Genomic DNA, 21,806 nt, shown 5'->3' on the forward strand with positions numbered 1-21,806 from the left:
CTCATTTTCTTTTGAAAAAAGAAAATAGCGAGTGCGGAGAGCGGGATTAAGCTCCTAAAAAACTTAATGGTATTTTGCTAAATAATGATCTTCTTTTCCTCGCATCTGCAGTTCTTCTTCTTCTGTTTTATCTTTATATCCGCAAAGGTGCAGAATGCCGTGAGCCAAAACTCTCCGTAATTCTTCTTCGTAATTTCTGGATAGGGTAGAAGCGTTGTCTGAAATGCGCTGCAAAGATACAAAAATCTCGCCGCTTATGGTCTTCCCTTTTACATAGTCAAATGTAATGATATCAGTATAGTAATCGTGCTGTAAATAATCCTGGTTTACCTTGAGTAAATATTCGTCGTCACAGAAAATGTAATTGATCTCGCCCAACTTTTTTTCTTCTGAAAGAATAAGATCTTCCAGCCATTTTTTGTATTCTGTGTTTACCGATTCGGGTAAGTTTTCGTAAAAAAATTGTATCATTTCGTAATTAAAACCAGTGTCCTAAGATAACACTGAATATGCCTTTTTGATTGTTTTTAAGTGAATGACTGAAGTTGATTTTAATCTGTCCGAAAGGAGATTTGTATCCAGCCGTTAATCCTACTGAACTGAAGTTTAATTTTACCGCATCCTCAAAAGTTATATCATTGGAAAGGTTGGCAAAAGAGAAATTTCCGCTCAGGAAATAGTTTTTATTGAATTTAAACTGAAGGTCGTTTGAAATTAAAACCACATTATTGCTGTTTAGCTGAGCAAAATAAAATCCTGAAAAGCTTCTGTAGTTTACGATATTCTGTTCAAAAATTCCGCCCAGTCTGTATTTGTAAAACTCGGGAAGGTTTTCTCCGATAGTGATTCCTCCGTAAAGATTGAGTCTGTAGGAAAACTGTTTTGAAAGAGGAAGATTTATCCTGATGTCTGCTTTTACCTGAACGAGTCTTTTTTCTACTTCCGATTTTAGTAGATCGATTACTTTTCCTTCGGCGTTAATGTAAATTCCGCGGGTAGGGAAGTCTCTGTCGTTTTGGGTATCGCTTTTCAGAAATACGTACGGATTGAGAAATCTGCTGTATCTTTTATTGTCTCCGTTGAATTCTGCTTCGAAATAATCGTGACTGATTCCGCCGCCGATGGCAAATTTATCTTTCCAGATTGACTGGAGGTAGGCTTCATTTCTCAGCCAGAACCATTTGTCGATTTCGTTGTTATTGTTGCCTCTTAAACTGAAGCTCATTCCCGAAGAATAAATTCCGAAGCCGGGAATATATCCGTTATCAATAAAATAGTTTAAATAATATCGGGGTTTGTCTCCCACAACAACATCAAGTGAAAGATTTGAATTTCGGAATAAAAGTCGTTTTGCTGAATAATTTAATAGAAGTCCGGTTTTGAAAATTTCGTCGTAATGTAAACCGAATTTTAGAAAGTGTCTTGTATCGTCTTCGGTAACGTAGAGCTTAAGGTAATTTGAATTGTTTCCGGAAATAATATCGTAATTGATGAATTTGTAATTGTTGGTGGCGACTAATTTATCAATCTGTTTATTGATGCTTCCGTAGGTTTGAAGAGAAGGAAGCCGCAGTCCCATTTTCCCTAAAACATAATTTTTACCGTAAATTCTGCTTCCTTCGATCTCGAGACTGTCGATTTTATAGACATTGGAGTAAATAGGGCTCATTTGCTGTCTGATTCTGTCGAAAGGCCTCTTGGGTAGCTGATCGAGAATATTGACGTATTTTAAGCCTTCTACGTAGCCGCTGTCGAGAATTTTTTTCTTATCATCGTAGCTTGTAGCGGTCATACCTGTTAAATTAGGCTTGATGTTGATGTCGGTATATTGATACTGTCTTTTGGTATCTTTTTTAATTCCGAAATCAATAACCTGATTTAAGATGGCAATAATGCTGTTCAGGTCTTCACGTTTTGAAAGATCCTGATTTAGATCTACCCCTATAACGATATCAATTCCTTTATCTTTTAAAGGTTTGGAAGGATAGTTTACCGTCATCGCTCCGTCAATATAAATACTGTCATTTATTTTTACCGGATCCATGAGTGATGGAAATGCAGAACTTGCCATAATCGACTGTACCAGATCTCCTTTTTCAAAAATCTGCATATTGCCGCTTTCCAGGTTGGTCGCGACACACATAAAAGGAATAGGAAGTTTGGAGAAATCGTCGATGTTGGAAACATTTTTGAAAAGTTCCTTCAGCAGATATACATTTTTCTGTCCGGAACTGATGGAAGAGGGCAGGGTAATTTTTCCGTTTTTAAGAGGAATAGACAAAAGATATTTGTCAACAGATTTATTAAAGAAAGTTGTTTCCTGTCGTTTTGCTTTGGGATCAGTGATTAAAGAATAGAAATCGGTGTCCATTACAATCTTTTCTATCTCTTTTCCGGAATATCCTGAAGCGTACAGTCCGCCGACAATGGCTCCCATACTTGTTCCTGCAATATAATCTACTTTTACGCCCAGAGAATCCAGCACTTTAAGTACGCCTACATGAGAAAATCCTTTAGCTCCGCCTCCTGCAAGAGAAAGTCCTATTTTGGGATTTTTCGGAATAACGAGGTCTTTCTTTACCTGAGACTGAATCAGAAGCAATTGAAAGGCAAATAAAATAATCAGGAACTTTCTCATAGGCTAATCTTTAATATAAATCCGTTTCACACGGGGCGAAATGGAGGTTAAAACTTCATAGGTTATTGTTTTGCAGTAGTCTGCGAATTCTTTTAAACTTGGTTTTGCGTTAAAGACGGTTACGGTATCACCTTCTTTAACATTCGGGATATGATCTACGTTAATCATCATCATATCCATACAGATGCTTCCTACAATCGGAGCAAGGGTTTTGTGGATTCCTACATTTCCGACTTGGTTTCCGATTAATCTTGGGATTCCATCGGCATATCCTACAGGAATAGTTGCTATTTTTGTCTGATGATCTGTTTTAAATCGACGGCTGTAACCAACTGATTCTCCATTTTCTACCGTAGAAATTTGAGAAATTACCGTTTTAAAACTTACCACAGATCTTAACTGTTTTTGTATTTCACTGTTTGGTGATTCTCCTAACATTCCAATCCCGATTCTTACCATATCGTACTGATGATTGGTGTAATTTGTAATTCCTGAAGAATTTAAAATATGTCGGATAGGAGTGTATCCCAATTTTTCTATCAAATAGCTGGAATTTTTCTCAAAGGTTTCTAGTTGATGTAAGGTAAATTCTTTTTCATCCGGTAAATCAGATGATGAAAGATGGCTGAAAATACTCTGAACTTTTACATTCATTGAATTTAAAGTCTCGCTTAACTGATCCAGTTCATTGCCTTTAAAACCAAGACGATGCATTCCTGTTTCCAGTTTGATGTGGATCGGGTATTTCTTATCATATCCGGATTTCTGAACTGCTTCATAGAATAATTCCAGAACTCTGAAACTGTAAATTTCCGGTTCCAGATTGTAAGCAATCACCGTTTCATAACTGTGCTGTTCAGGATTCATGACCACAATAGGAACCGTAATTCCTTTTTTTCTGAGTTCTACGCCTTCATCTACAAAAGCCACTCCAAGATAATCTATGTGATGATGCTGTAAAAATTCCGAAATCTCATAACTTCCTAAACCATAAGAGTTTGCTTTTACCATCGCCATCATTTTTGTGGATGGTTTTAGTAAAGATTTATGGTAATTGATGTTATGAAGAATAGCATTCAAATTAATTTCTAAAACCGTATCGTGTTTTCTAAGTTCAAGCAGATCTTTAAGTCTTTCGATTTCAAATTTTCTTGCCCCTTTTAATAAAATGATCTGGTTTTCTATTTCTGTAAGGTTTTTACTTTCAATTAATTCCTGAGTATTGATAAAAGTAAAAGTTTTAGCTTTAAATAATTCACTAAATTTTGATATTTCATCACCGATCAGGAAAACAGAATCAAATTTCTGCTCGTTTACAAGCTCGGAGACTTCTTCATACAGTTCTTTTGAATTTGAATTTACCCCTACAATATCTGTAAGAACCAGAGATTTTTTCGGTTTGTTGTATTCATTAAGAAATTGAAGAGCGGTTTTCAGAGAATCAAGATCAAGGTTAAAAGAATCGTTTATGACAATATTGTTCTTAATTCCTTCAATTGCTTCAAGTCTCATTTCAACGGCCTTTAAAGCGTTGATTTTTTCGATGATCTTTTCGTTATCAATACCAAGTTCCTTTAAAACCGTTACAAGCGCCAAAGCATTCGTTAAAGTCGCTTCATCTCTCTGATGAACCGGAAAAGAAATTTCTTCGTCGAAATAATGTACCGTTACCTCTTCGTTTTTCGAAATATTGTTTTTGAAGTAAACTTCGTTGTCTTCCTTAAAGCCGTAAGAAATTAATTTTTTACCTGAATATAATGCCTTTATCTTTTTGTCAACCAGAGAATTATCTCCGTTATAAATAACCGTTTCAGAGTGTTTGAATAATTTGATCTTTTCATCAATCAGCTCCTCCTCCGATTGGAAGTTGGCAAGATGAGCAGTTCCGATATGGGTAAGCAAACCAATCTGCGGATGGAAAATATTTTCGAGCTTTTCCATTTCGTTCGGCTTGGAAATTCCTACTTCAAAAATTCCTAACCGATGAGAATTGTTAATCTGAAGCAGAGAAAGCGGAAGTCCGATCTGAGAATTGAAACTCTTCGGGCTTTTCACCGTTGGAAATTCATTCCACAGACATTGATACAGCCACTCTTTTAAAATTGTTTTTCCGTTACTTCCTGTAATTCCGACGGATTTTAAATGAGCATTTTCAAAATGAAATTTAGCTAATCTTTGAAGAAATTCCACAGAATTCTCAACAATGATCCATGTAATATTTTCAAACTGCGGATGATGATGTTCGGAAATGATGACGTTTATTCCACGGTCTACCGCAGATTCAATGAACTTTTCCCCGGAATTTTTTGAAGTATTGATCGCTATAAACGCAGTATTTTTAGTAGAATAAATAATCCTGCTGTCGAAAGCGATATTCCTGATCAATATATTTTTGTTTCCAATAATCTTCGCATTGGTGATTTCTGCGATATCCTCTGCTGTAAAGTTCATTATAAATCGTCTATGATGAATTTTTTATCTTCGTCCTGAAAATTATTATATAAACGTAATATTTTCAGATAATTTGTTTCTAATCTGTAAATAAGTGTAGTCTGCTCTGTGATTAGAATTTTATTATAATCCGGAAATTTTTCCAGTTTTTGAAATACTACTTTTCTGTCAAGAATTAAACTAATTCTGTGGTTAAGAATATGTATAAAATTCTGATATTCTTTGTAGGTAAATCGAGTTCCAATATAATCTTCTATCTGCTCGAGATCCTGAAGAGCGAATTTAGACCACCTTATTTCCATACTTTTTCAGAAAACGTTCCTCAGAAACTTTCATTACTTCGTCATGTGTATGATAAATTCCGTTTTCAAAATCATTTTCAGCTTCTTTTAAAGAATTCAGGAAAGACTGTTCCGGTTCTATAATTTCCGCAATCTTCAGCAATTCCTCCGGAAGAAATTTTTTCTCTTTCATCTTTCTGAAAAACGTAGGCTCGGAAATTCCGCTTTTCTCGATGATGTATTTCATTTTGAAAGGCGAATTTTTCAAAATCTCGTCAATAGAATTGCTGATCTTGATGTAATTTTTAATCTCTAATATCATTTTCTGATAGTTTTCACTATTAAATTTTAAACAAAATTAATAATAAATTTGATATTAAATCTCTTTTTTATTCAAAACTTCATCCACAAAAACTCTTCTGCTTACCGCATCGTAAGATTCTGTTTCTCCGAGTTCTACAAGATCTTTTCCTGCGGAAGTTCTCATAGAATAATTGGCAAGATTTCCCGTTCTTCTGCAGATCGCATGAACTTTTGTAACATATTCTGCAGTTGCCATCAGATTGGGCATCGGTCCGAAAGGTCTTCCGAGAAAATCCATATCCAGACCTGCAATAACTACTCTTATTCCGCCATTTGCCAGTTGATTGGCTATATCCACAATGCTTTCATCAAAAAACTGCGCTTCATCAATCCCCACTACATGACAGTTGGAGGCCAGCAAAAGAATTTCGCTGGGATTTTCTACCGCCGTGCTTCGGATTTTATTCTGATTGTGCGAAACCACATCTTCATCCGAATATCGGGTATCCAGTTTAGGTTTAAAAATCTCTACATTCTGCCCTGCCATTTCAGCTCTTCTAAGCCTTCGGATCAACTCTTCGGTTTTTCCGGAAAACATTGAGCCACAAATAACTTCCATCCAACCACTTTGTTTGGAATGATTAATTGTATTTTCTAAAAACATTTGTTAAATTAGCCGTATATTTTTAACTTCAAAAGTAAGCAATTTTAACAAGATTCTTCTATGCAGAACATCCAAGATTTAAAGGAAAAGATTTTTTTTGAATCCAAGAATATCATTGGTATTTTGGATAAAATAAGCAACGTAGACGAACTTTCGTCAAAGCAGGATCTTGTGGAAGAGCTTGCCAACAGAATTTCGTTTCTGCGTCTGCTGGAAAAAAATATCGAGTATTTCGGAAGTGAAAATTCTTCGCTGATTTCAGAAAATAAAGAAAAATTTTCTTCACCCGCTCCTTTGCAGGAATCCCATGATTTCAGCAGTGAAGTAATGGAAGAAGAAGCCATTTTCAATAATGAGCTTAATGAAATTGACGGAAGCGAATCCGGAAATTATTTAACTGAAGTGACTGAAGAAGAGGCTATTTTCAATAATCAGTTAAATGAGATTGTAGAGGGTGAACTTCACGAAACTTTAGTTAATTTTGCAGAAGGAAATTCTCAGGATGAAATTCAGAATGATTTGAAAGAGAATGAAGATGTTTTCAATGCTCAGTTAAATGAACTGGATGAATATGAAACTTCTGAAAACAGCGGATCGGATCTGAATTTTGTGGATGAAGAAAGAATTCTGGCAAATTCTGAACCCGAAAATGATGAAGAAATCTCGGAAGAAATTTTTAATGACAGCAAAACGGAAGAAGAAGTTATTTTTAATCATCAACTGAATGAATTTGATGAATTTGAGAACGAAATTTCGGACAATCGTGGAGATATTCTGAATGATTTTGATGAAGAAGAGAAAATTCAGAATAATTATCAGTATAAAAATGAAGAAGAATCTGAAGATATTCCAAGCATTTTTGATGGAGAAGTTTTAGATGAAAATGAAGAAATTTTAGTGGAAGAAAATGATAATCAGTATTCTTCCCGCACAATGATGGAACAAGGTGAATTGGCGACCGATACTTCAAATGCTGAAAATATCGTTAATGAAATTAAAAACGAAGCTTCTGTAGAAGAAAAACAGGAAACTTCAGTTTTAGCAGAAATTAATGACAGAAGAAAAATTGTTGAGATTAATAAACCTGTTTCTGAAGAGAAAGAACATTTAAAATCTGATGAAAGCTTTGAAAATCTAGAAGCCTATCATCATGATAAAAAGATAAAACTGGCAAACATCAAAGGTCTGAAAGCGGTACAGTCGCTTTTTGATGATGATCATCTTGAAAGAGATATGCCGGAAAAAGCAATTCCTGTTGAGAAAAAAGAAGAGACAGGAAGTATTTTAAAGACCAATATTCCAACCGATTTTATGGAAGCGGAAAAGAAAAAACCTGAGTTTAAGCTTGATCTGAACGACAGGATTGCTTTCACAAAAACATTATTCGGAGGAAGCCAGACAGAGCTGAATGAAGTGGTAAATAACCTGAACAGTTTCAGAACACTGGAGGAGGCAAAAGAATACCTGAGTGATCTTTATTATGCCAAAAAATGGAGCAAAGTGGACGAATATGCACAGAGACTGTGGATATTGGTGGAAAATAAATTTTTATAAACTAAATTTTGAGCGGAATCTTATATTTTGTTCCTACACCGATCGGGAACCTCGAAGATATGACCTACAGAGCGGTAAATGTGCTGAAAGAGGTTGATTATATTTTATGCGAAGACACAAGAACTTCCGGAATTCTTTTAAAGCATTTCGAGATTTCCAAGCCTTTAAAATCCTATCATTTACACAACGAGCATCAGACAACGGAAAAAGTGATTACAGACCTTAAAAGCGGTCAGAATATTGCGATTATTACCGATGCAGGAACTCCCGGAATCTCAGATCCGGGGTATTTGTTGGCAAAAGCAGGTTCCGATCATCATATTGAAATGATCTGTTTACCGGGAGCAACGGCTTTTGTTCCGGCTTTAGTGGTTTCAGGATTACCGAATAACGAATTTCTTTTTGCCGGATTTCTTCCCCAGAAAAAAGGCAGACAAACGAAGCTGAAACAACTTGCAGAAGAGAAAAAAACGATCGTTTTATACGAAAGTCCCCATAAAATCAATACCACACTGGAGCAGATCAAAGAATTTTTCGGCGAAGAAACCAAAGTTAGCTTAAGCCGTGAGATTTCCAAAAAGTTTGAAGAAACCAAACGCGGAACAATTCTTGAACTCATTGAGTTTTCCAAAAGCAAAACGTTAAAAGGTGAGATTGTTCTCATCGTAAATAATTCCATTTAATTGAAAAATTTAATTTTCGTGCTGCTTTCGTCGGTCTGTTTCGGGCAGACGGACCAGTACAAACAGATACTTTTAACAAAAAAAATAGGCAAAGAAGTCCGTTTCTATTCCAAAGGATACGGAATGATTTCTGATGCCAAAACCGGAAAGTCCGGAATTGTAGATTCTCTGGGCAATATCACTTTTGAGTATCCTTCAAAAAGTGAAATTTCGCATTTATGGAAAAACAGGTTTGTTTTGAGGGTAAAAGCGGGAAATTCCAATGGAAAAACAGCGATTATCGATGCATCCGGAAAGGAAGTTATTCCGATGGATCTTTTCAAATTCAGAACCTGGGAAAATAAAGACAGGCTTATTTATTCAAAAAAAGGAAAAGACTGTGTATACGATTTTAACGGGAAAGAAATTATCCCGTTCTCAGAAAAGATAGTTTTTGGAAGCGAAAACAGATTTTTTGTTAAAAATAATGGAATGTGGCTGATTTATGATTTTGACGGAAAGAAAATTTCAGACCGACCGTTTACAGATGATCTTCGTTTCTACAAAGGCAGGGCTTATCTTTCGAAAGGTGAAAAATCCGGAGAAGTTATTGATAATAATGGTAAAACCTTAAGTACGATTTCGGGACATAACGTAGACAATATCAATGCGTTTCCTTATTTGGTAACTTTAGACGTTTCTAAAAATAAATACGGAATTATTGATGAAAAAGAAAACATCATTGCCGATGAAATGTATGAACAGGCTTTCGTGGGAAGAGAATACATTTACCTTACCAGAGAAGATAAAGTAAGTATTTTTTCTAAGAAGGAAGGGAAGGTGTATGATCTTGATTATCATTATGTAAACCCACTTTTCAATGGTTTGTTTAAAACCTCTCAGGATCAGAAAAATCCAAAAACTGCCGTTGTCCGTTTAAACGGAGAAGTGGTTTTTCCGAAGGAATATGACAGGGTAGAAGGTCTGAACATTGCCGGAGAAAAATATCTCTATCTGAGAAAAGATGACGAAGAAAAAATTCTGGATAAAAATTTAAAAAATATCCTGAATGACGATTACCAAATCGAAAAAATATTCCCCAATACACTGATTGTCAATAAAAACGAAACCTTTTACACATTTTCTCCTAAAACTGGAAATTATAAAGAGCTGAAAGGATTTAAAGAAGTAAAGCCTTTTGAACTTTATCCTACTTTAGTCGGGAAAAACATAGACAATTTTTACGGCATGATGGATGAAAGCGGTAATGAAATTGTACCTTTTGTCTACGATGACATCACAACATTTTTGGGAGTTAACGAATTTGTGGTGAAAAAAGATAATAAATTCGGCGTTACCAACGATAAAAATGAACCTTTAACGGAAATTGTCTACGATAAGTTTTTTCCGGATAAAAAAGGCATTAAACTTACCAAAGGAAAAGAAACAGAATTCATCTATTTTACAGAGCAAAAAGACAGAAGTTTTATTGATTAATTGCATAATTGGAAAATATTTGAGGTCTCTGCTGAGTGAATAGTTTATGCTGAGCTTGTCGAAGTAGCTTTGCGAACACAAGAACAGTTGGTATATAAAAGAATCTTAGCGACCCTTTGCGTTAAAAAGCAGTATGATTAATAACGAATATCAAAAAACAGTCATAAATTTTCGCTAAAAAAGTGATTTAAAATGCATTGAATAACATTTTGTAATATCTTTGCGCACTGTTTTATTTCTGTAAAATTAAATGCTGTATATTAGCCAACTTTCAAAAGGCTAATACGTTATAAAGAAAAATAATTGTCATATATGAAACTATTAGAAGGAAAAGTAGCGCTAATTACGGGAGCTACACGAGGAATCGGAAAAGGAATTGCCGAAATGTACGCCGAACAGGGTGCAAAAGTAGCATTTACTTATGCCGGATCTGTAGAAAAAGCGAAGGAATTGGAAGCAACTTTAAGTTCTGTAACTCAAATTAAAGGGTATCAGTCTGATGCATCAGATTTTGATGCGGCTCAGACTTTAGTGGATGAAGTAATCGCTGAGTTTGGGAAAATTGATATTTTGGTAAATAACGCAGGAATTACGAAGGATAATCTGCTTTTGAGAATGTCGAAAGATGACTGGGATAAAGTAATGAAAGTAAATCTGGATTCTGTATTCAATCTTACCAAAGCGGTAATTAAGCCCATGATGAAGGCAAAAGCAGGATCGATCATCAACATGACTTCTGTAGTAGGAATCAGCGGAAATGCAGGACAGGCAAACTATGCAGCTTCCAAAGCGGGAGTTATCGGTTTTACAAAATCTGTAGCGCTGGAATTGGGTTCCAGAAACATCCGTTGCAACGCAATTGCTCCGGGATTCATCCAGACTGAAATGACGGATGCTTTAGATGATAAAGCAAAAGAAAAATGGAACGAAGCCATCCCGATGAAAAAACTGGGACAAACAAGAGATATTGCAAATGCATGCGTATTTCTGGGTAGCGAAATGTCTTCTTACGTTACAGGACAGACGTTAAATGTTGACGGAGGTCTGTTGACATAAAATATATGAAAACGGTACAGAATATTACCTTATTCTTATCGGTTTTACTACTAATCGGTCTGGTTTACATTTCCTTTTTTAATGTGTATCAGACCGATGATTATATCTATTCCTACGGAACAAAGAAGTTGGGATTTCTATGGAATGTCTGCGATTTTTATATGCATTGGGGAGGAAGATATTTTGGCTATACCATTAATATGCTGAATCCTGTTTCAAAAGATCCGTTCAATATAATCCCGAAAATTTATCCTGTATTTTTACTGACATCATTTCTTACAGTCATTATTTTAAATTTCAGACTGTATTTTAATTATTCCTTTGCTGAAGCCCTTAAAAAGAGCCTGTTATTTTTCTTTATCTACACGGTTGGATTAATCAGCTTACCGGAACATTATTTTTGGATCACAGGATCTAATGTCTATTTCCTGCCGGTTATTTTATCGGGTCTTTTGCTCTTTTTTTACGGAAAATTTCAGCAGTCAGACAAAAAATGGTGGTTCTTTTTAAGCACTGTTGTCATTTTCATTCTGATGGGTGCAAATGAAATCATTGCGCTGCTTTTGTTAGGAGCATTGAGCTTTATAGGCTTTGAAAAACCATCAAAGGAAAATAAAATTCTTTTAGCCATCGGAATTATCGGATTTCTTATTAGCTTTTTAGCTCCCGGAAATTTCAACAGAATGGTAAAATCTGATGATGCTTTTTATTGGATGTGGACGAAAAGAGCCGCTTTTTTCACTTTTAATTTTGGGTATATTTTTATAAAAACAGTATTTCTTATTCCTTTATTTACTGCTTTGTTTTTTGAAGAACTTACTGCCTTAAAAAGTAAAGTGAAATTTACCAAAGCTTGCATAATTTGTATGATTTCATTGTTACCTTTAATGTTTTTGGGCTATCTGATCAATATTGTAGGAAGACAGAACGATAACATTGTCATCTTCTTTTTAAGCACGTTTTCTTTCATTTTACTATACAAAAAAGAGAATATAAAAAGATTTTGGTGGATCAGTTTTTTAGTCATCTTTCTGCCGGAAACAGATTTTTTCAGTCAGAGTTATTCAGGGTTTAATATAGATTATAACATGAATAATTTCGTTCAGGAAATCGCTGTAACAGATCTGAAAGCGTATGATGAAGAAATAAAAAGCAGAATTTCTTTAATTCAAAATTCAAAAGAAGACTCTTTAAAGATTGATAAAATAAGAGAAGTGCCGAAAATACTGTATTTTGATGAATTGTCTTCCGCAAAAGAAGAGAAAAAATACGTTAATGATCAGTTGGAAAAATATTTCAACAAGAAAAGCATTGTTGTAAAATAAGTGCTATTTTTCTTGAAAAACTTTGTCATAAATAAGCTTCACCTGCAAATCTCCGAATCCGAAAATTCCCAGCTCATCACGGAACTTTTCAAAAACTTCACTAAAATCTGTTATGCCTTTCTGTATTAAATTTTGAATAAAAACTTCAGGATTAATGTTTTGATAAGCGGTAATTAATTCAGGTAAAAAGCGAAAGCAATCAGATTGAATTTCAGAAAGTTGTTTTAATTTATTTTGATGATTACTTTGATAAGCTTCCCATAAATTCAGTCCCAATTCAATATCTTTTTGTTTAAATAAAACTCTTGAGGTTAATGCTTCTTCCAAATCAAAACGGGCAGAATCCGAAAATCCTTTCCATTGGTTTTCTTTCGATGCTTTTGGAAAAATCCTGTAGATGTTGATATTTTTATCCTTCGGAATCAGCGTTAAGCAAAACCACATATTAACCTGACAAAAAAGATCATCTTCAAACCAAAGATATACTTCAGAATCTTCCGGAATCTGCATCATCTTATTACATTCTGAAACCACTTTACGGTAATAATTTTCTTTTGTATCACCATAATTTTCAGCAATAAATTCTGATCTTGCCTTCCAGAAAACATCCAGATTTTCAGCCTGTAAAGAACCTGCAACTAAAGCTTCTCTACAGATAATCATCTCGCCGGAAATGATTGTTTCCTTCAATTGCTCAGCGAGACAATCACCATTTGTAATATTAAATATTTTGTTCAATTGTTACTCTTTAAATACCTGATTTTCCTGCTCCTGCACTCTGATGAAAGTCGTTCTTTTCGACAGTTCTTTCAGTTTGGAAGCGCCCACATAAGTACAGGTAGAACGAACGCCGCCTAAAATATCTTTTACCGTTTCCAGAACCGGACCTTTATAAGCCACTTTTACAGTTTTTCCCTCCGAAGCCCGGTATTCTGCAACGCCGCCTGAATGTTTATCCATGGCTGTTTTCGAGCTCATTCCGTAAAAAAGTCTGTATTTTTTGCCGTTTTCTTCCACAATTTCGCCGCCGCTTTCATCGTGTCCTGCAAACATTCCGCCCAGCATCACAAAATCTGCACCGCCGCCAAAAGCTTTCGCCACATCTCCCGGAACTTTACAGCCGCCATCTGCGATAATATGACCTCCTAAACCATGTGCCGCATCGGAACATTCTATAATTGCCGAAAGTTGAGGATATCCCACTCCGGTTTTCACTCTCGTCGTACAAACCGAACCGGGACCAATCCCGACTTTAATGATGTCTGCGCCGACTAACAGAAGTTCTTCCACCATTTCTCCGGTTACAACATTTCCGGCAATGATGATCTTATCCGGGAAATTTGCCCTTGCCTTCTTCACAAATTCCACAAAATGCTCAGAATAACCATTGGCTACATCAATGCAGAGAAACTCGATTTTTGGATGTCTTTCGAGGATTGTTTTTATCTTTTCTTCATCGGCTTTTCCGGTTCCTGTGCTTAATGCGATATACTGATAAATGTTTTCAGGCTGAGAATTTAAAAAATCTGACCATTCTTTCACGGAATAATGCTTATGAACCGCTGTGATGATTTTTTCTTTTGCCAGTTCCACCGCCATTTCAAAAGTTCCCACCGTATCCATATTGGCAGCAATCACAGGAACGCCTTTCCATTTTTTTCGGGTATGTTTAAAAGTAAATTCTCTCTCAAGATCAACTTCAGAACGGGATTTCAGGGTAGAACGTTTCGGACGGAACATTACATCCTTAAAACCCAGTTTAATATCATATTCTATTCTCATAATTCGGATAATTATTTTAATTAAAATTATGAAAAAGATTGATTCTAATCTTTATTTAAAAGGATTTTATAAATTATTTATGATTGTCCGTTATTTGTCATAATTGGAAAAAATCTTTGAGTTCTTTGCTGAGTGAATAGTTTATGCTGAGCTTGTCGAAGCACTTTTGCGAACTTAAAAACAGTTAGTATATAAAGAATCTTTGCGAGTCCTTTGCGTTAGAAAAAAAAGTATGATTAATAGGGGATAATCAAAAATTATTTAATACAATTTAAATCTTGATTCAGAAGCTTACAAAATCATAAATACGATCACAAAAATCGACATATGAAGCTGAAGCGTTAAGAAAATTACAATTTATTCCGTTAAAAAATTCCCACTGTTTGAAGCGCGAGGCAAATTTTTAATCAAAAGACCCCAATTGAATTCGCGCAAGTTTTGGGAATTTTAGGAATGAATTTTAATTTTTAGCATTCAGATTCAAAGTCTTGAACTTTTCGTTCTTTTGTTTCAAGACAAAAGAACCACACATAAAATTTTAAAGAAAATATTTAGATCAATTTTAAAATCAGGATAATAATTGAACAAGTTTTAATTAAAAACAATACTTTTGAAACCATGGATTTTCCTGTGACCTTTCACCTATTTGGTAAAACTATTCTCGCTCATCCGCTGTTTGAAGCGGCAGGAATTTTTATCGGAATGCGGTTTTATTTTTATCTAAAACGAAAATCGAAAGAGAAAATGTCTTTCAATACTTCGGCTGCTGTATTAATTGGTGCAACAGCGGGAGCATTAATCGGATCAAAATTAATTGGAAATCTCGAAAACCCCATCAGACTTTTAGAGCATTTTGATTTGAAAACCATCTGGACAAATAATACAATTGTTGGCGGATTGGCTTTTGGCATAATTGGTGTTGAATGGGCAAAAAAAATTGTCGGGCATAAAGAAAGTACCGGAGATTTGATAGTCTATCCACTGATCTTAGCAATGATTATTGGCAGAATCGGCTGCTTTCTTACCGGAATTCATGAAGAAACATACGGAATTCCTACTGATTTTATTTTCGGAATGCATCTGGGAGACCAATTTCTCAGACATCCTGTGGCATTATATGAAATAGCGTTTCTCATTCTTTTATGGATCGTTTTAAAAATCATCCAGAATACAAAAAAATATCCTTCAGGTTTCGTCTTTCAGTTGTTTATGGTCAGTTATTTTAGCTTCAGGCTGTTGCTGGACTTCATCAAGCCGAGAGTAGAAATTTTAGGAAATTTAGGAACCATACAGGTTGTTTGTATAGCTGTAATTTTCTATTATTTCTTAAAATTTAGAAAAACAAAATTTGTAACTTCACATTAAATATCAAATCATGAAATTACTCACATTTCTTGAAGTCGGAGATCTTGGTGGTCTTGTTGTAATGATTATCGGGATTATTGCCTTTGTATTATTGATGATATCGCTTGTTGTTGCCGTAATTACAAAAGTTATTTACGAATGGAATAATGAAAGAAAATTTTCAACGGGTCAGTTTTGGATGACTGTTCTGATTTCCATGCTTGTTGGCGGACTGATCAGCGGCGTTGTTTGTGGCGGAATGTAAAAGAAATTAAGATGGATTTATTGATTAGCATATTAGTAATACTTTTGATATTTGGAGGAACTATTTTTGGAATTTCATTTATAGTTGGAAAAATTACGGAAGCTATTTTTCAGTGGAAGAATAAAGAATTTTCGAAGAAACAATTTTGGCAAACCGTCACGATTTCCATGCTTATTTGTTTGATTATTAGCGGAATGATTTGCGGAGGAGCTTTATAAATTAAGAATTATTATGCCAGTAAGAAATTATACGTATTACGATTATACCATAAGTCTTTGTCCGGAATGTCTGAAAAGAGTGGGAGCAAAGATCATTATTGAAGATGAAGTGGTTTTCATGACGAAAAGATGTCCGGATCACGGATTTTTCAAAACTAAAATTGCTTCTGATGTTCAGTATTATAAAAATATCAGAAACTACAATAAAGCATCAGAAATTCCGGTGCATTTTGGAACCGATGTAGAATATGGCTGTCCTTATGATTGTGGTTTATGTATTGATCATGAGCAACATAGCTGCCTTTCTATTGTGGAAGTAACGGATCGGTGTAATCTTACCTGTCCTACCTGCTATGCGATGTCTTCGCCACATTACGGAAGTCACAGAAGTCTGGAGGAGATTGAAGCGATGTTTGATATTATTGTTAAAAATGAAGGCGAGCCGGATGTTGTTCAGATCAGTGGAGGAGAGCCGACAATCCATCCAGAATTTTTCAAGATCATGGATATTGCGAAGTCGAAACCCATCAAACATTTAATGTTAAATACCAACGGTGTAAGAATTGCGAATGATCCCGGTTTTGCCGAAAAATTAGCAACCTATGCTCCTGAATTTGAAATTTACCTTCAGTTTGATTCCTTTAAACCGGAAGTTCTGAAAGATTTCAGAGGAAAAGATTTAACAGACGTACGAATGAAAGCTTTAGAGAAATTGAATTCTTTAAATCTTTCGACTACCCTCGTTATTGTTCTTCAGAAAGATAAAAATATTGACGAAATCGGAAAAATCATTGATTTTGCCCTGAAACAGAAATGTGTCCGCGGAATTACCTTTCAGCCTGTAGAAATTGCAGGAAGAAACCGTGAAGATTCAGCTTATGAAAAAATTACTTTAACAGAAGTAAGACAGGAAATTCTCAATCAGTTTCCTTTGCTGAATTCGGATGATATCATTCCGGTTCCGTGTAATCCCGATGCTTTGGCGATGGGATATATTCTGAAACTGGAAGGCGAAACGATTCCTTTAACACGATACATCAATCCTGCTGATTTACTGAACAATGAAACCCGGAATACCATTGTTTACGAACAGGATACCGGATTGCAGATGCAGCTTCTGGATATTTTCAGCACCGGAATTTCTGTAGATAAAGTAAAACCTAAAGTTAATCAGTTATTGTGCTGTCTTCCTGACGTTTCCGCTCCCAATCTGGATTATGATAACCTGTTCAGAATTATCATCATGAACTTTATGGATGCGCATGATTTTGATGTCCGCGCTGTGAAAAAATCCTGTGTTCACATTGTAAATAAAGACCTGAAAATGATTCCTTTCGAAACCATGAATTTATTTTACCGTGATGATAAAAGCAAATATCTGGAGGAATTGAGGAAAGAGGATAGAGTTTTATTTTAAGACATTAAAGAATGAGATCAAGGATTAATATCGAATCATTCATGATCGTATATTTTTTTACGTTTTTATCTACAATAGTCTTTACTTTCATTATTATTGATGATTTTAGAAGTTTTAAGATATTATATATTCTGAGAGATATTTTTTTTGTTTCAGCATTGATTTTATTTTGGAATTTTTTCTTTAAAATTCATGCAAAAATTATAATAACTGATGGTATGATTATCTTTAAAAAATTTTTTAAAACTGAAACAATTAAGATAGATGATTTAGATTTTTGTTTTGAAAAAATAGAAAGAGCCAAATATCAGTCGTACAATGTTTTATATCTTGTTAAAGATAATAGAGTGGTAGAAAGAATTTCAAGTTTTGATTATTCCAATTATATTGATCTTAAAAAAAAACTTAATCTAACAGAATATCAATACATAAGATTTTCCGTCTTTGATATGATTAGAATTTTATTCGGTGTAAGAGTTTCTATTGCAAAAAAATAAGGCGTAAAAAAATTTACGCCTCAATATTTATATTTAATCAAACTTCATTACCTCATTCAGCGTATTCATATACTCGTAAGCGGTAAGATCGAATTTCACCGGAACAATAGAGATATAGCCATTCGCCAAAGCGGTTTCATCGGCATCTTCAGATTCGTCCATATTGTTGAAATATCCGGTAAGCCAGTAATATTTTTTTCCGTGAGGATTCACCCTTTCATCAAAGCTTTCTTCCCATTTTGCATTTGCCTGTTTGCATACTTTTACGCCTTTTATTTCCTCTTTTGGAAGTTTCGGAATGTTCACGTTTAAAACAATTCCTTTCGGCATTGGGTTTTCCAGAGTTTTTCTTACAATATTCTGAATATATTCTTTCGCCTGTGTAAAATCTGCTTCCCAACTGAAATCCAGCAAAGAAAATCCGATGGCAGGAAGACTTTCTACACCCGCTTCAACAGCAGCAGACATCGTTCCCGAATAAATAACATTGATGGAAGAATTTGCTCCGTGATTAATTCCTGAAACCACAATATCCGGTCTTCGCGGAAGAATTTTGTCAAGAGCCATCTTTACACAGTCAACAGGAGTTCCGCTGCACGAAAAATCCTTTTGCGGACCGTCGAGATGTACTTCTTCGTAACTTAAAGTAGAATTTATGGTAATCGCATGACCTTTACCGCTTTGCGGAGAGTTGGGTGCTACAACAACTACTTCTCCGATTTCGTTCATAAAACTGATAAGATTTCTGATTCCCGGTGCTGTAATTCCGTCATCATTTGTAACCAGAATAAGTGGTCTTTCCATATAAATTTTTTAATTGTAACAAATATAGCATAAAGAGTTTCTTCGGAAAAACTTTGCGTTTAATTATTGTATGAAATGTTTATGCCTTTTTATTCATTTTTGCGAAAACTAAATTTAAAAACTAACAATTCTCTTTTTTAAAAAACAATTTTAACAGAGAAAATGTATTGGAAAACGGATTTTAATAAAATTCCTTAAAAGTAACAGATATTTAGAAATAAGGTATTAAATTTGATAGTTTGTAACGGAGAATAAAAAATAACTACTTATTACAATACTTTTTTAAAATTAATAAAAATACATTACAGATTTATGTGGAAAAATTTTAAGCTAAATAAATTTTTACTCCTAATTCCATTAACAAGTCTAATGTTTTGTTTCAACTCGCCAAAGAATGATGACGAAAAGATGCAGACGATAATGGTGAGCGTTAAAAATACACTTTCTTATTTGCATTACAGCCCAAAACCTATTAATGATGCCTATTCTAAGGATGTTTATAAGCATTATTTTGAAATGGTAGATCCGGGAAAAAGATATTTCATTCAGTCCGATATGGATGAGTTCGGCAAACACGAAACGAAACTGGATGATTACATCAACCAGGGAGATCTTACTTTCTACAAACTTACCATCGACAGATTATACCAGAGAGTAGACGAAATCGATAAAATTACGCAGGATATCTTCAGCAAGCCGATTAATCTGGAAGAAGATGAAACGCTTATTTTAGAACCGAAAATGAAAAAAGTTCCGGCAAACAAGCAGGAGCAGTATAATGAGTGGAAAAAATTCATCAAATACAATATTCTTCAGGAAATTGAATCGATGAACAGCAAAGAAGAAGCTCAGAAAGAGAAAAAAGATTCTGTACAGAAATATAATCTGAAAGATACCATAAAATATCAGCCTCTTGCGCCGGATCAGAAGCTTAAAAAAGCAACCGATGAGGTGAAAGATCTTGTAAAAGAAACCTTTACGAGATTCAAAAAGAGAAAGAAAATGGATTGGTTTACCGTGTATATGAATGCCTATACAGAAGTTTTCGATCCGCACACCAACTACTATTCTCCAAAGGATAAAGAAGATTTCGACACCAATTTCACCGGAAAAGTAATCGGAATCGGGGCCATTATTCAGGAGAAAAAAGGAAATCTTTATCTGGGTGCTTTAACGATCGGCGCTCCGGCGTGGAAATCCAAACAGCTTTCCGAAGGAGATAAAATTTTAAAAGTAAAATCTAAACCGAAAGAAGATGCCGTAAATGTTGTGGGAATGCTTTCTGATGAAGCCGTAAGACTTATCAGAGGTGAAAAAGGAACTCCGGTTACTTTAACGGTTCAGAAAAAAGACGGAACAATAAAAGAAGTTACCATGATTCGTGAAGAAGTGGCAATTGAAGATACTTTCGCAAGAAGTATTATTGTCAACTCTCCGAATGGTAAAAAATACGGATTCATCAATTTACCAAGTTTCAACGCAGATTTTGAAAATCCGAACGGAAGAAATGCTTCTGATGATATTAAAAACGAAATCATCAAGCTTAAAGCTCAGGGAATAGAAGGAATTGTTCTGGATCTTAGAAACAACGGAGGAGGTTCTTTAACGGAAGTGGGAGACATCATGGGACTTTTCATGCAGGCAGGACCTTATGTTCAGGTAAAAGACGGAAACGGGAAAATTCAGACCTTAAAAAATAAAAATGAAACTCCGATCTGGACAGGCCCACTGGTGATTATGCAGAACGAACTTTCCGCTTCAGCTTCAGAAATTTTAGCAGGTGTGATGCAGGATTACGGAAGAGCGATGATTATCGGTTCGCCTCAATCATTCGGAAAAGGAACCGTGCAGACTTTTGTGGATCTGAACAGATTCTTAAACACAGAAGACGATTTCGGATCTTTAAAACTTACCATCCAGAAATTCTACAAAATTACAGGAGAATCTACCCAGAGAAAAGGAATTGTTTCAGATATTCAGATGAAAGATCTTTTCACATATGCTGAAGTAGGAGAAAGATATGATGATTATGCTCTGGCTTGGGATAAAATTCCTTCTACAAGCTTCCAGAAGCTTAATTATTTCAACATTCAGGCGTTGGAAAAAGCAAGCAACGACAGAATGGCTAAAAATGCAAAATATCAGTTGCTGTTAGAATCTGCTCAGTGGAGAGAACAGTTGGATAAAGAAGAGACCATTACTTTGAATATCAATAAATTCAATGAACTGATGAAGCAGAGAAAAGCACAGATCGAGAAGTTCAAGTCTCTTACGAAATTTGAAAACGGTCTTCAGTTTACTTTATATCAGAATGAAATTGAAAGAGAGAAAAAAGATGAAGCCTTCAAGAAAAAATCTGAAATCTGGATCAAAAATCTTAAAAAAGACCTTTACCTTCAGGAAGCAATGAACATCATTACAGACATGAGTGTAAAATCTTAATATTCAGATCGAAATATAAAAATACCGCTAACAAAAAGTAGCGGTATTTTTTATCGATAGAAGTGGAAAACTACTTAATCTCCACACAACCCACTCTTCCTCCTGCATTTCCGGTTGGCTGCGTATGAAAATCGTAGGCTGCGGCGTGAATAATCATTCCTTTTCCGATGATGTTTTTAGACTCATCAGAACATCCGAGACACCATTTGTTGGTTTTAAAAGTCAGCGTTGCCACACCATCCTGATTTGCCGTAAGATTTCCGATATCTCCCATGTGGAAATGTTCAGTGCCCCATTTTCCGTGATCGTTTTTCGATGGATTCCAGTGTCCTCCCGTTGAAGTTCCGTCCGCTGCGGAGCAGTCTCCTTTTTCATGGATGTGTACCGCGTGAATTCCCGGAGTAAGATTCGTAACATCCAGTTTCATAACAACTTCATCTCCTTTTTGGGTAAACTTTGCCGTTCCGCCCGTTTGTGTGTTGCTTTTGGAAAGGATCTGATACGTATTTGTTGTTCCGCATGAAACCGCAAAAAACGCACATCCTGCCAATAATGCTAATGTTGTACCTTTCATTTTTAAATGATTTAAAGTGATTGTTGGATAAA

Annotated in this window: 21 protein-coding genes; 11 read left to right on the forward strand and 10 right to left on the reverse strand. The window is 35.1% G+C overall.

Annotated elements, in window-relative coordinates; all coding sequences use genetic code 11:
* Nucleotides 1-63: 63 nt before the first annotated feature.
* The 6 genes from ybeY to B0E34_RS03175 are packed head-to-tail and all read right to left on the reverse strand — an operon-like array spanning nucleotide 64 to nucleotide 6,337.
* Nucleotides 64-471 carry an rRNA maturation RNase YbeY gene (ybeY, locus tag B0E34_RS03150; protein ID WP_076391051.1) on the reverse strand — a complete coding sequence of 136 codons (408 nt, stop codon included), beginning with the start codon at nucleotides 469-471 and terminating at the stop codon, nucleotides 64-66.
* Between the two features lie 7 nt (nucleotides 472-478).
* A complete protein-coding gene (locus tag B0E34_RS03155) occupies nucleotides 479-2,638 on the reverse strand; it encodes a patatin-like phospholipase family protein (protein ID WP_087706683.1) in 2,160 nt (719 codons plus the stop codon).
* A gap of 3 nt (nucleotides 2,639-2,641) precedes the next feature.
* Complete coding sequence (locus tag B0E34_RS03160; protein WP_087706684.1) at nucleotides 2,642-5,089, reverse strand: bifunctional UDP-N-acetylmuramoyl-tripeptide:D-alanyl-D-alanine ligase/alanine racemase; 2,448 nt, start codon at nucleotides 5,087-5,089, stop codon at nucleotides 2,642-2,644.
* Entirely contained in the window at nucleotides 5,089-5,391 is a 303-nt protein-coding gene (locus B0E34_RS03165) for a type II toxin-antitoxin system RelE/ParE family toxin (protein ID WP_087706686.1), read from the reverse strand. The genes B0E34_RS03160 and B0E34_RS03165 overlap by 1 nt, the downstream gene beginning before the upstream one ends.
* Nucleotides 5,372-5,692, reverse strand: a complete 321-nt coding sequence (locus B0E34_RS03170; protein ID WP_087706688.1) for a hypothetical protein — start codon at nucleotides 5,690-5,692, stop codon at nucleotides 5,372-5,374. Before B0E34_RS03170 ends, B0E34_RS03165 begins: the two co-directional genes overlap by 20 nt.
* 54 nt (nucleotides 5,693-5,746) lie before the next feature.
* Nucleotides 5,747-6,337, reverse strand: a complete 591-nt coding sequence (locus B0E34_RS03175; protein WP_076391046.1) for a thymidine kinase — start codon at nucleotides 6,335-6,337, stop codon at nucleotides 5,747-5,749.
* A 60-nt stretch (nucleotides 6,338-6,397) separates the two neighbouring features.
* Between B0E34_RS03175 and B0E34_RS03180 the strand changes: the two genes are divergently transcribed.
* From B0E34_RS03180 to B0E34_RS03200, 5 genes are all read left to right on the forward strand, one after another.
* Nucleotides 6,398-7,891 carry a DUF8457 domain-containing protein gene (locus B0E34_RS03180; protein ID WP_087706690.1) on the forward strand — a complete coding sequence of 498 codons (1,494 nt, stop codon included), beginning with the start codon at nucleotides 6,398-6,400 and terminating at the stop codon, nucleotides 7,889-7,891.
* An 8-nt stretch (nucleotides 7,892-7,899) separates the two neighbouring features.
* Entirely contained in the window at nucleotides 7,900-8,574 is a 675-nt protein-coding gene (rsmI, locus tag B0E34_RS03185) for a 16S rRNA (cytidine(1402)-2'-O)-methyltransferase (RefSeq protein ID WP_076391044.1), read from the forward strand.
* Nucleotides 8,575-10,050 carry a WG repeat-containing protein gene (locus tag B0E34_RS03190; RefSeq protein ID WP_087706692.1) on the forward strand — a complete coding sequence of 492 codons (1,476 nt, stop codon included), beginning with the start codon at nucleotides 8,575-8,577 and terminating at the stop codon, nucleotides 10,048-10,050. It begins immediately after the preceding gene.
* 312 nt (nucleotides 10,051-10,362) lie between these two features.
* Nucleotides 10,363-11,106: a 3-oxoacyl-[acyl-carrier-protein] reductase gene (gene fabG / locus B0E34_RS03195; protein ID WP_087706694.1), complete on the forward strand. Its 744-nt coding sequence runs from the start codon at nucleotides 10,363-10,365 to the stop codon at nucleotides 11,104-11,106.
* A gap of 5 nt (nucleotides 11,107-11,111) precedes the next feature.
* Nucleotides 11,112-12,431: a DUF6056 family protein gene (locus B0E34_RS03200; protein WP_087706696.1), complete on the forward strand. Its 1,320-nt coding sequence runs from the start codon at nucleotides 11,112-11,114 to the stop codon at nucleotides 12,429-12,431.
* Nucleotides 12,432-12,434: 3 nt separating this feature from the next.
* Here the strand turns inward: B0E34_RS03200 and B0E34_RS03205 are convergent, their stop codons facing one another.
* Together B0E34_RS03205 and B0E34_RS03210 are read right to left on the reverse strand one after the other, a co-directional pair.
* The gene (locus tag B0E34_RS03205; RefSeq protein WP_087706698.1) at nucleotides 12,435-13,169 is read right to left on the reverse strand and encodes a DUF1835 domain-containing protein; all 735 of its coding nucleotides are present in this window, start codon (nucleotides 13,167-13,169) and stop codon (nucleotides 12,435-12,437) included.
* A gap of 3 nt (nucleotides 13,170-13,172) precedes the next feature.
* Nucleotides 13,173-14,213 (reverse strand): GMP reductase, encoded by a 1,041-nt coding sequence (locus tag B0E34_RS03210; RefSeq protein WP_087706700.1) that lies wholly within the window; start codon nucleotides 14,211-14,213, stop codon nucleotides 13,173-13,175.
* A 618-nt stretch (nucleotides 14,214-14,831) separates the two neighbouring features.
* Between B0E34_RS03210 and B0E34_RS03215 the strand changes: the two genes are divergently transcribed.
* The 5 genes from B0E34_RS03215 to B0E34_RS03235 are packed head-to-tail and all read left to right on the forward strand — an operon-like array spanning nucleotide 14,832 to nucleotide 17,954.
* A complete protein-coding gene (locus B0E34_RS03215; RefSeq protein ID WP_087706702.1) occupies nucleotides 14,832-15,578 on the forward strand; it encodes a prolipoprotein diacylglyceryl transferase in 747 nt (248 codons plus the stop codon).
* Between the two features lie 10 nt (nucleotides 15,579-15,588).
* Complete coding sequence (locus B0E34_RS03220; protein WP_228423005.1) at nucleotides 15,589-15,822, forward strand: hypothetical protein; 234 nt, start codon at nucleotides 15,589-15,591, stop codon at nucleotides 15,820-15,822.
* 11 nt (nucleotides 15,823-15,833) lie between these two features.
* Nucleotides 15,834-16,040, forward strand: coding sequence for a hypothetical protein (locus tag B0E34_RS03225; protein WP_087706706.1), 207 nt, complete (start codon nucleotides 15,834-15,836; stop codon nucleotides 16,038-16,040).
* 13 nt (nucleotides 16,041-16,053) lie between these two features.
* Complete coding sequence (locus tag B0E34_RS03230) at nucleotides 16,054-17,457, forward strand: radical SAM protein (protein WP_087706708.1); 1,404 nt, start codon at nucleotides 16,054-16,056, stop codon at nucleotides 17,455-17,457.
* Nucleotides 17,458-17,498: 41 nt separating this feature from the next.
* Nucleotides 17,499-17,954 carry a hypothetical protein gene (locus tag B0E34_RS03235; RefSeq protein WP_123956525.1) on the forward strand — a complete coding sequence of 152 codons (456 nt, stop codon included), beginning with the start codon at nucleotides 17,499-17,501 and terminating at the stop codon, nucleotides 17,952-17,954.
* Nucleotides 17,955-17,987: 33 nt separating this feature from the next.
* On the opposite strand, the gene surE is transcribed toward B0E34_RS03235, so the two are convergent.
* Nucleotides 17,988-18,758, reverse strand: coding sequence for a 5'/3'-nucleotidase SurE (surE, locus tag B0E34_RS03240; RefSeq protein WP_087706712.1), 771 nt, complete (start codon nucleotides 18,756-18,758; stop codon nucleotides 17,988-17,990).
* A gap of 312 nt (nucleotides 18,759-19,070) precedes the next feature.
* On the opposite strand from surE, the gene B0E34_RS03245 reads away from it, so the two are divergent.
* Nucleotides 19,071-21,200, forward strand: a complete 2,130-nt coding sequence (locus B0E34_RS03245) for a carboxy terminal-processing peptidase (RefSeq protein WP_087706714.1) — start codon at nucleotides 19,071-19,073, stop codon at nucleotides 21,198-21,200.
* 70 nt (nucleotides 21,201-21,270) lie between these two features.
* Here the strand turns inward: B0E34_RS03245 and B0E34_RS03250 are convergent, their stop codons facing one another.
* Complete coding sequence (locus tag B0E34_RS03250) at nucleotides 21,271-21,774, reverse strand: superoxide dismutase family protein (RefSeq protein ID WP_087706716.1); 504 nt, start codon at nucleotides 21,772-21,774, stop codon at nucleotides 21,271-21,273.
* Nucleotides 21,775-21,806 lie beyond the last annotated feature (32 nt).

This window comes from Chryseobacterium mucoviscidosis (genome assembly GCF_002177115.1).
In the GTDB taxonomy this organism is placed as follows: Bacteria; Bacteroidota; Bacteroidia; order Flavobacteriales; family Weeksellaceae; genus Chryseobacterium; species Chryseobacterium mucoviscidosis.

Bases quoted from the DNA above. Each gene is read 5' to 3' on its own strand.
- ybeY (WP_076391051.1), bottom strand. From the start codon at position 471: ATGATACAATTTTTTTACGAAAACTTACCCGAATCGGTAAACACAGAA.
- B0E34_RS03155 (WP_087706683.1), bottom strand. From the start codon at position 2,638: ATGAGAAAGTTCCTGATTATTTTATTTGCCTTTCAATTGCTTCTGATT.
- B0E34_RS03160 (WP_087706684.1), bottom strand. From the start codon at position 5,089: ATGAACTTTACAGCAGAGGATATCGCAGAAATCACCAATGCGAAGATT.
- B0E34_RS03165 (WP_087706686.1), bottom strand. From the start codon at position 5,391: ATGGAAATAAGGTGGTCTAAATTCGCTCTTCAGGATCTCGAGCAGATA.
- B0E34_RS03170 (WP_087706688.1), bottom strand. From the start codon at position 5,692: ATGATATTAGAGATTAAAAATTACATCAAGATCAGCAATTCTATTGAC.
- B0E34_RS03175 (WP_076391046.1), bottom strand. From the start codon at position 6,337: ATGTTTTTAGAAAATACAATTAATCATTCCAAACAAAGTGGTTGGATG.
- B0E34_RS03180 (WP_087706690.1), top strand. From the start codon at position 6,398: ATGCAGAACATCCAAGATTTAAAGGAAAAGATTTTTTTTGAATCCAAG.
- fabG (WP_087706694.1), top strand. From the start codon at position 10,363: ATGAAACTATTAGAAGGAAAAGTAGCGCTAATTACGGGAGCTACACGA.
- B0E34_RS03200 (WP_087706696.1), top strand. From the start codon at position 11,112: ATGAAAACGGTACAGAATATTACCTTATTCTTATCGGTTTTACTACTA.
- B0E34_RS03210 (WP_087706700.1), bottom strand. From the start codon at position 14,213: ATGAGAATAGAATATGATATTAAACTGGGTTTTAAGGATGTAATGTTC.
- B0E34_RS03215 (WP_087706702.1), top strand. From the start codon at position 14,832: ATGGATTTTCCTGTGACCTTTCACCTATTTGGTAAAACTATTCTCGCT.
- B0E34_RS03220 (WP_228423005.1), top strand. From the start codon at position 15,589: ATGAAATTACTCACATTTCTTGAAGTCGGAGATCTTGGTGGTCTTGTT.
- B0E34_RS03225 (WP_087706706.1), top strand. From the start codon at position 15,834: ATGGATTTATTGATTAGCATATTAGTAATACTTTTGATATTTGGAGGA.
- B0E34_RS03230 (WP_087706708.1), top strand. From the start codon at position 16,054: ATGCCAGTAAGAAATTATACGTATTACGATTATACCATAAGTCTTTGT.
- B0E34_RS03235 (WP_123956525.1), top strand. From the start codon at position 17,499: ATGATCGTATATTTTTTTACGTTTTTATCTACAATAGTCTTTACTTTC.
- surE (WP_087706712.1), bottom strand. From the start codon at position 18,758: ATGGAAAGACCACTTATTCTGGTTACAAATGATGACGGAATTACAGCA.
- B0E34_RS03245 (WP_087706714.1), top strand. From the start codon at position 19,071: ATGTGGAAAAATTTTAAGCTAAATAAATTTTTACTCCTAATTCCATTA.
- B0E34_RS03250 (WP_087706716.1), bottom strand. From the start codon at position 21,774: ATGAAAGGTACAACATTAGCATTATTGGCAGGATGTGCGTTTTTTGCG.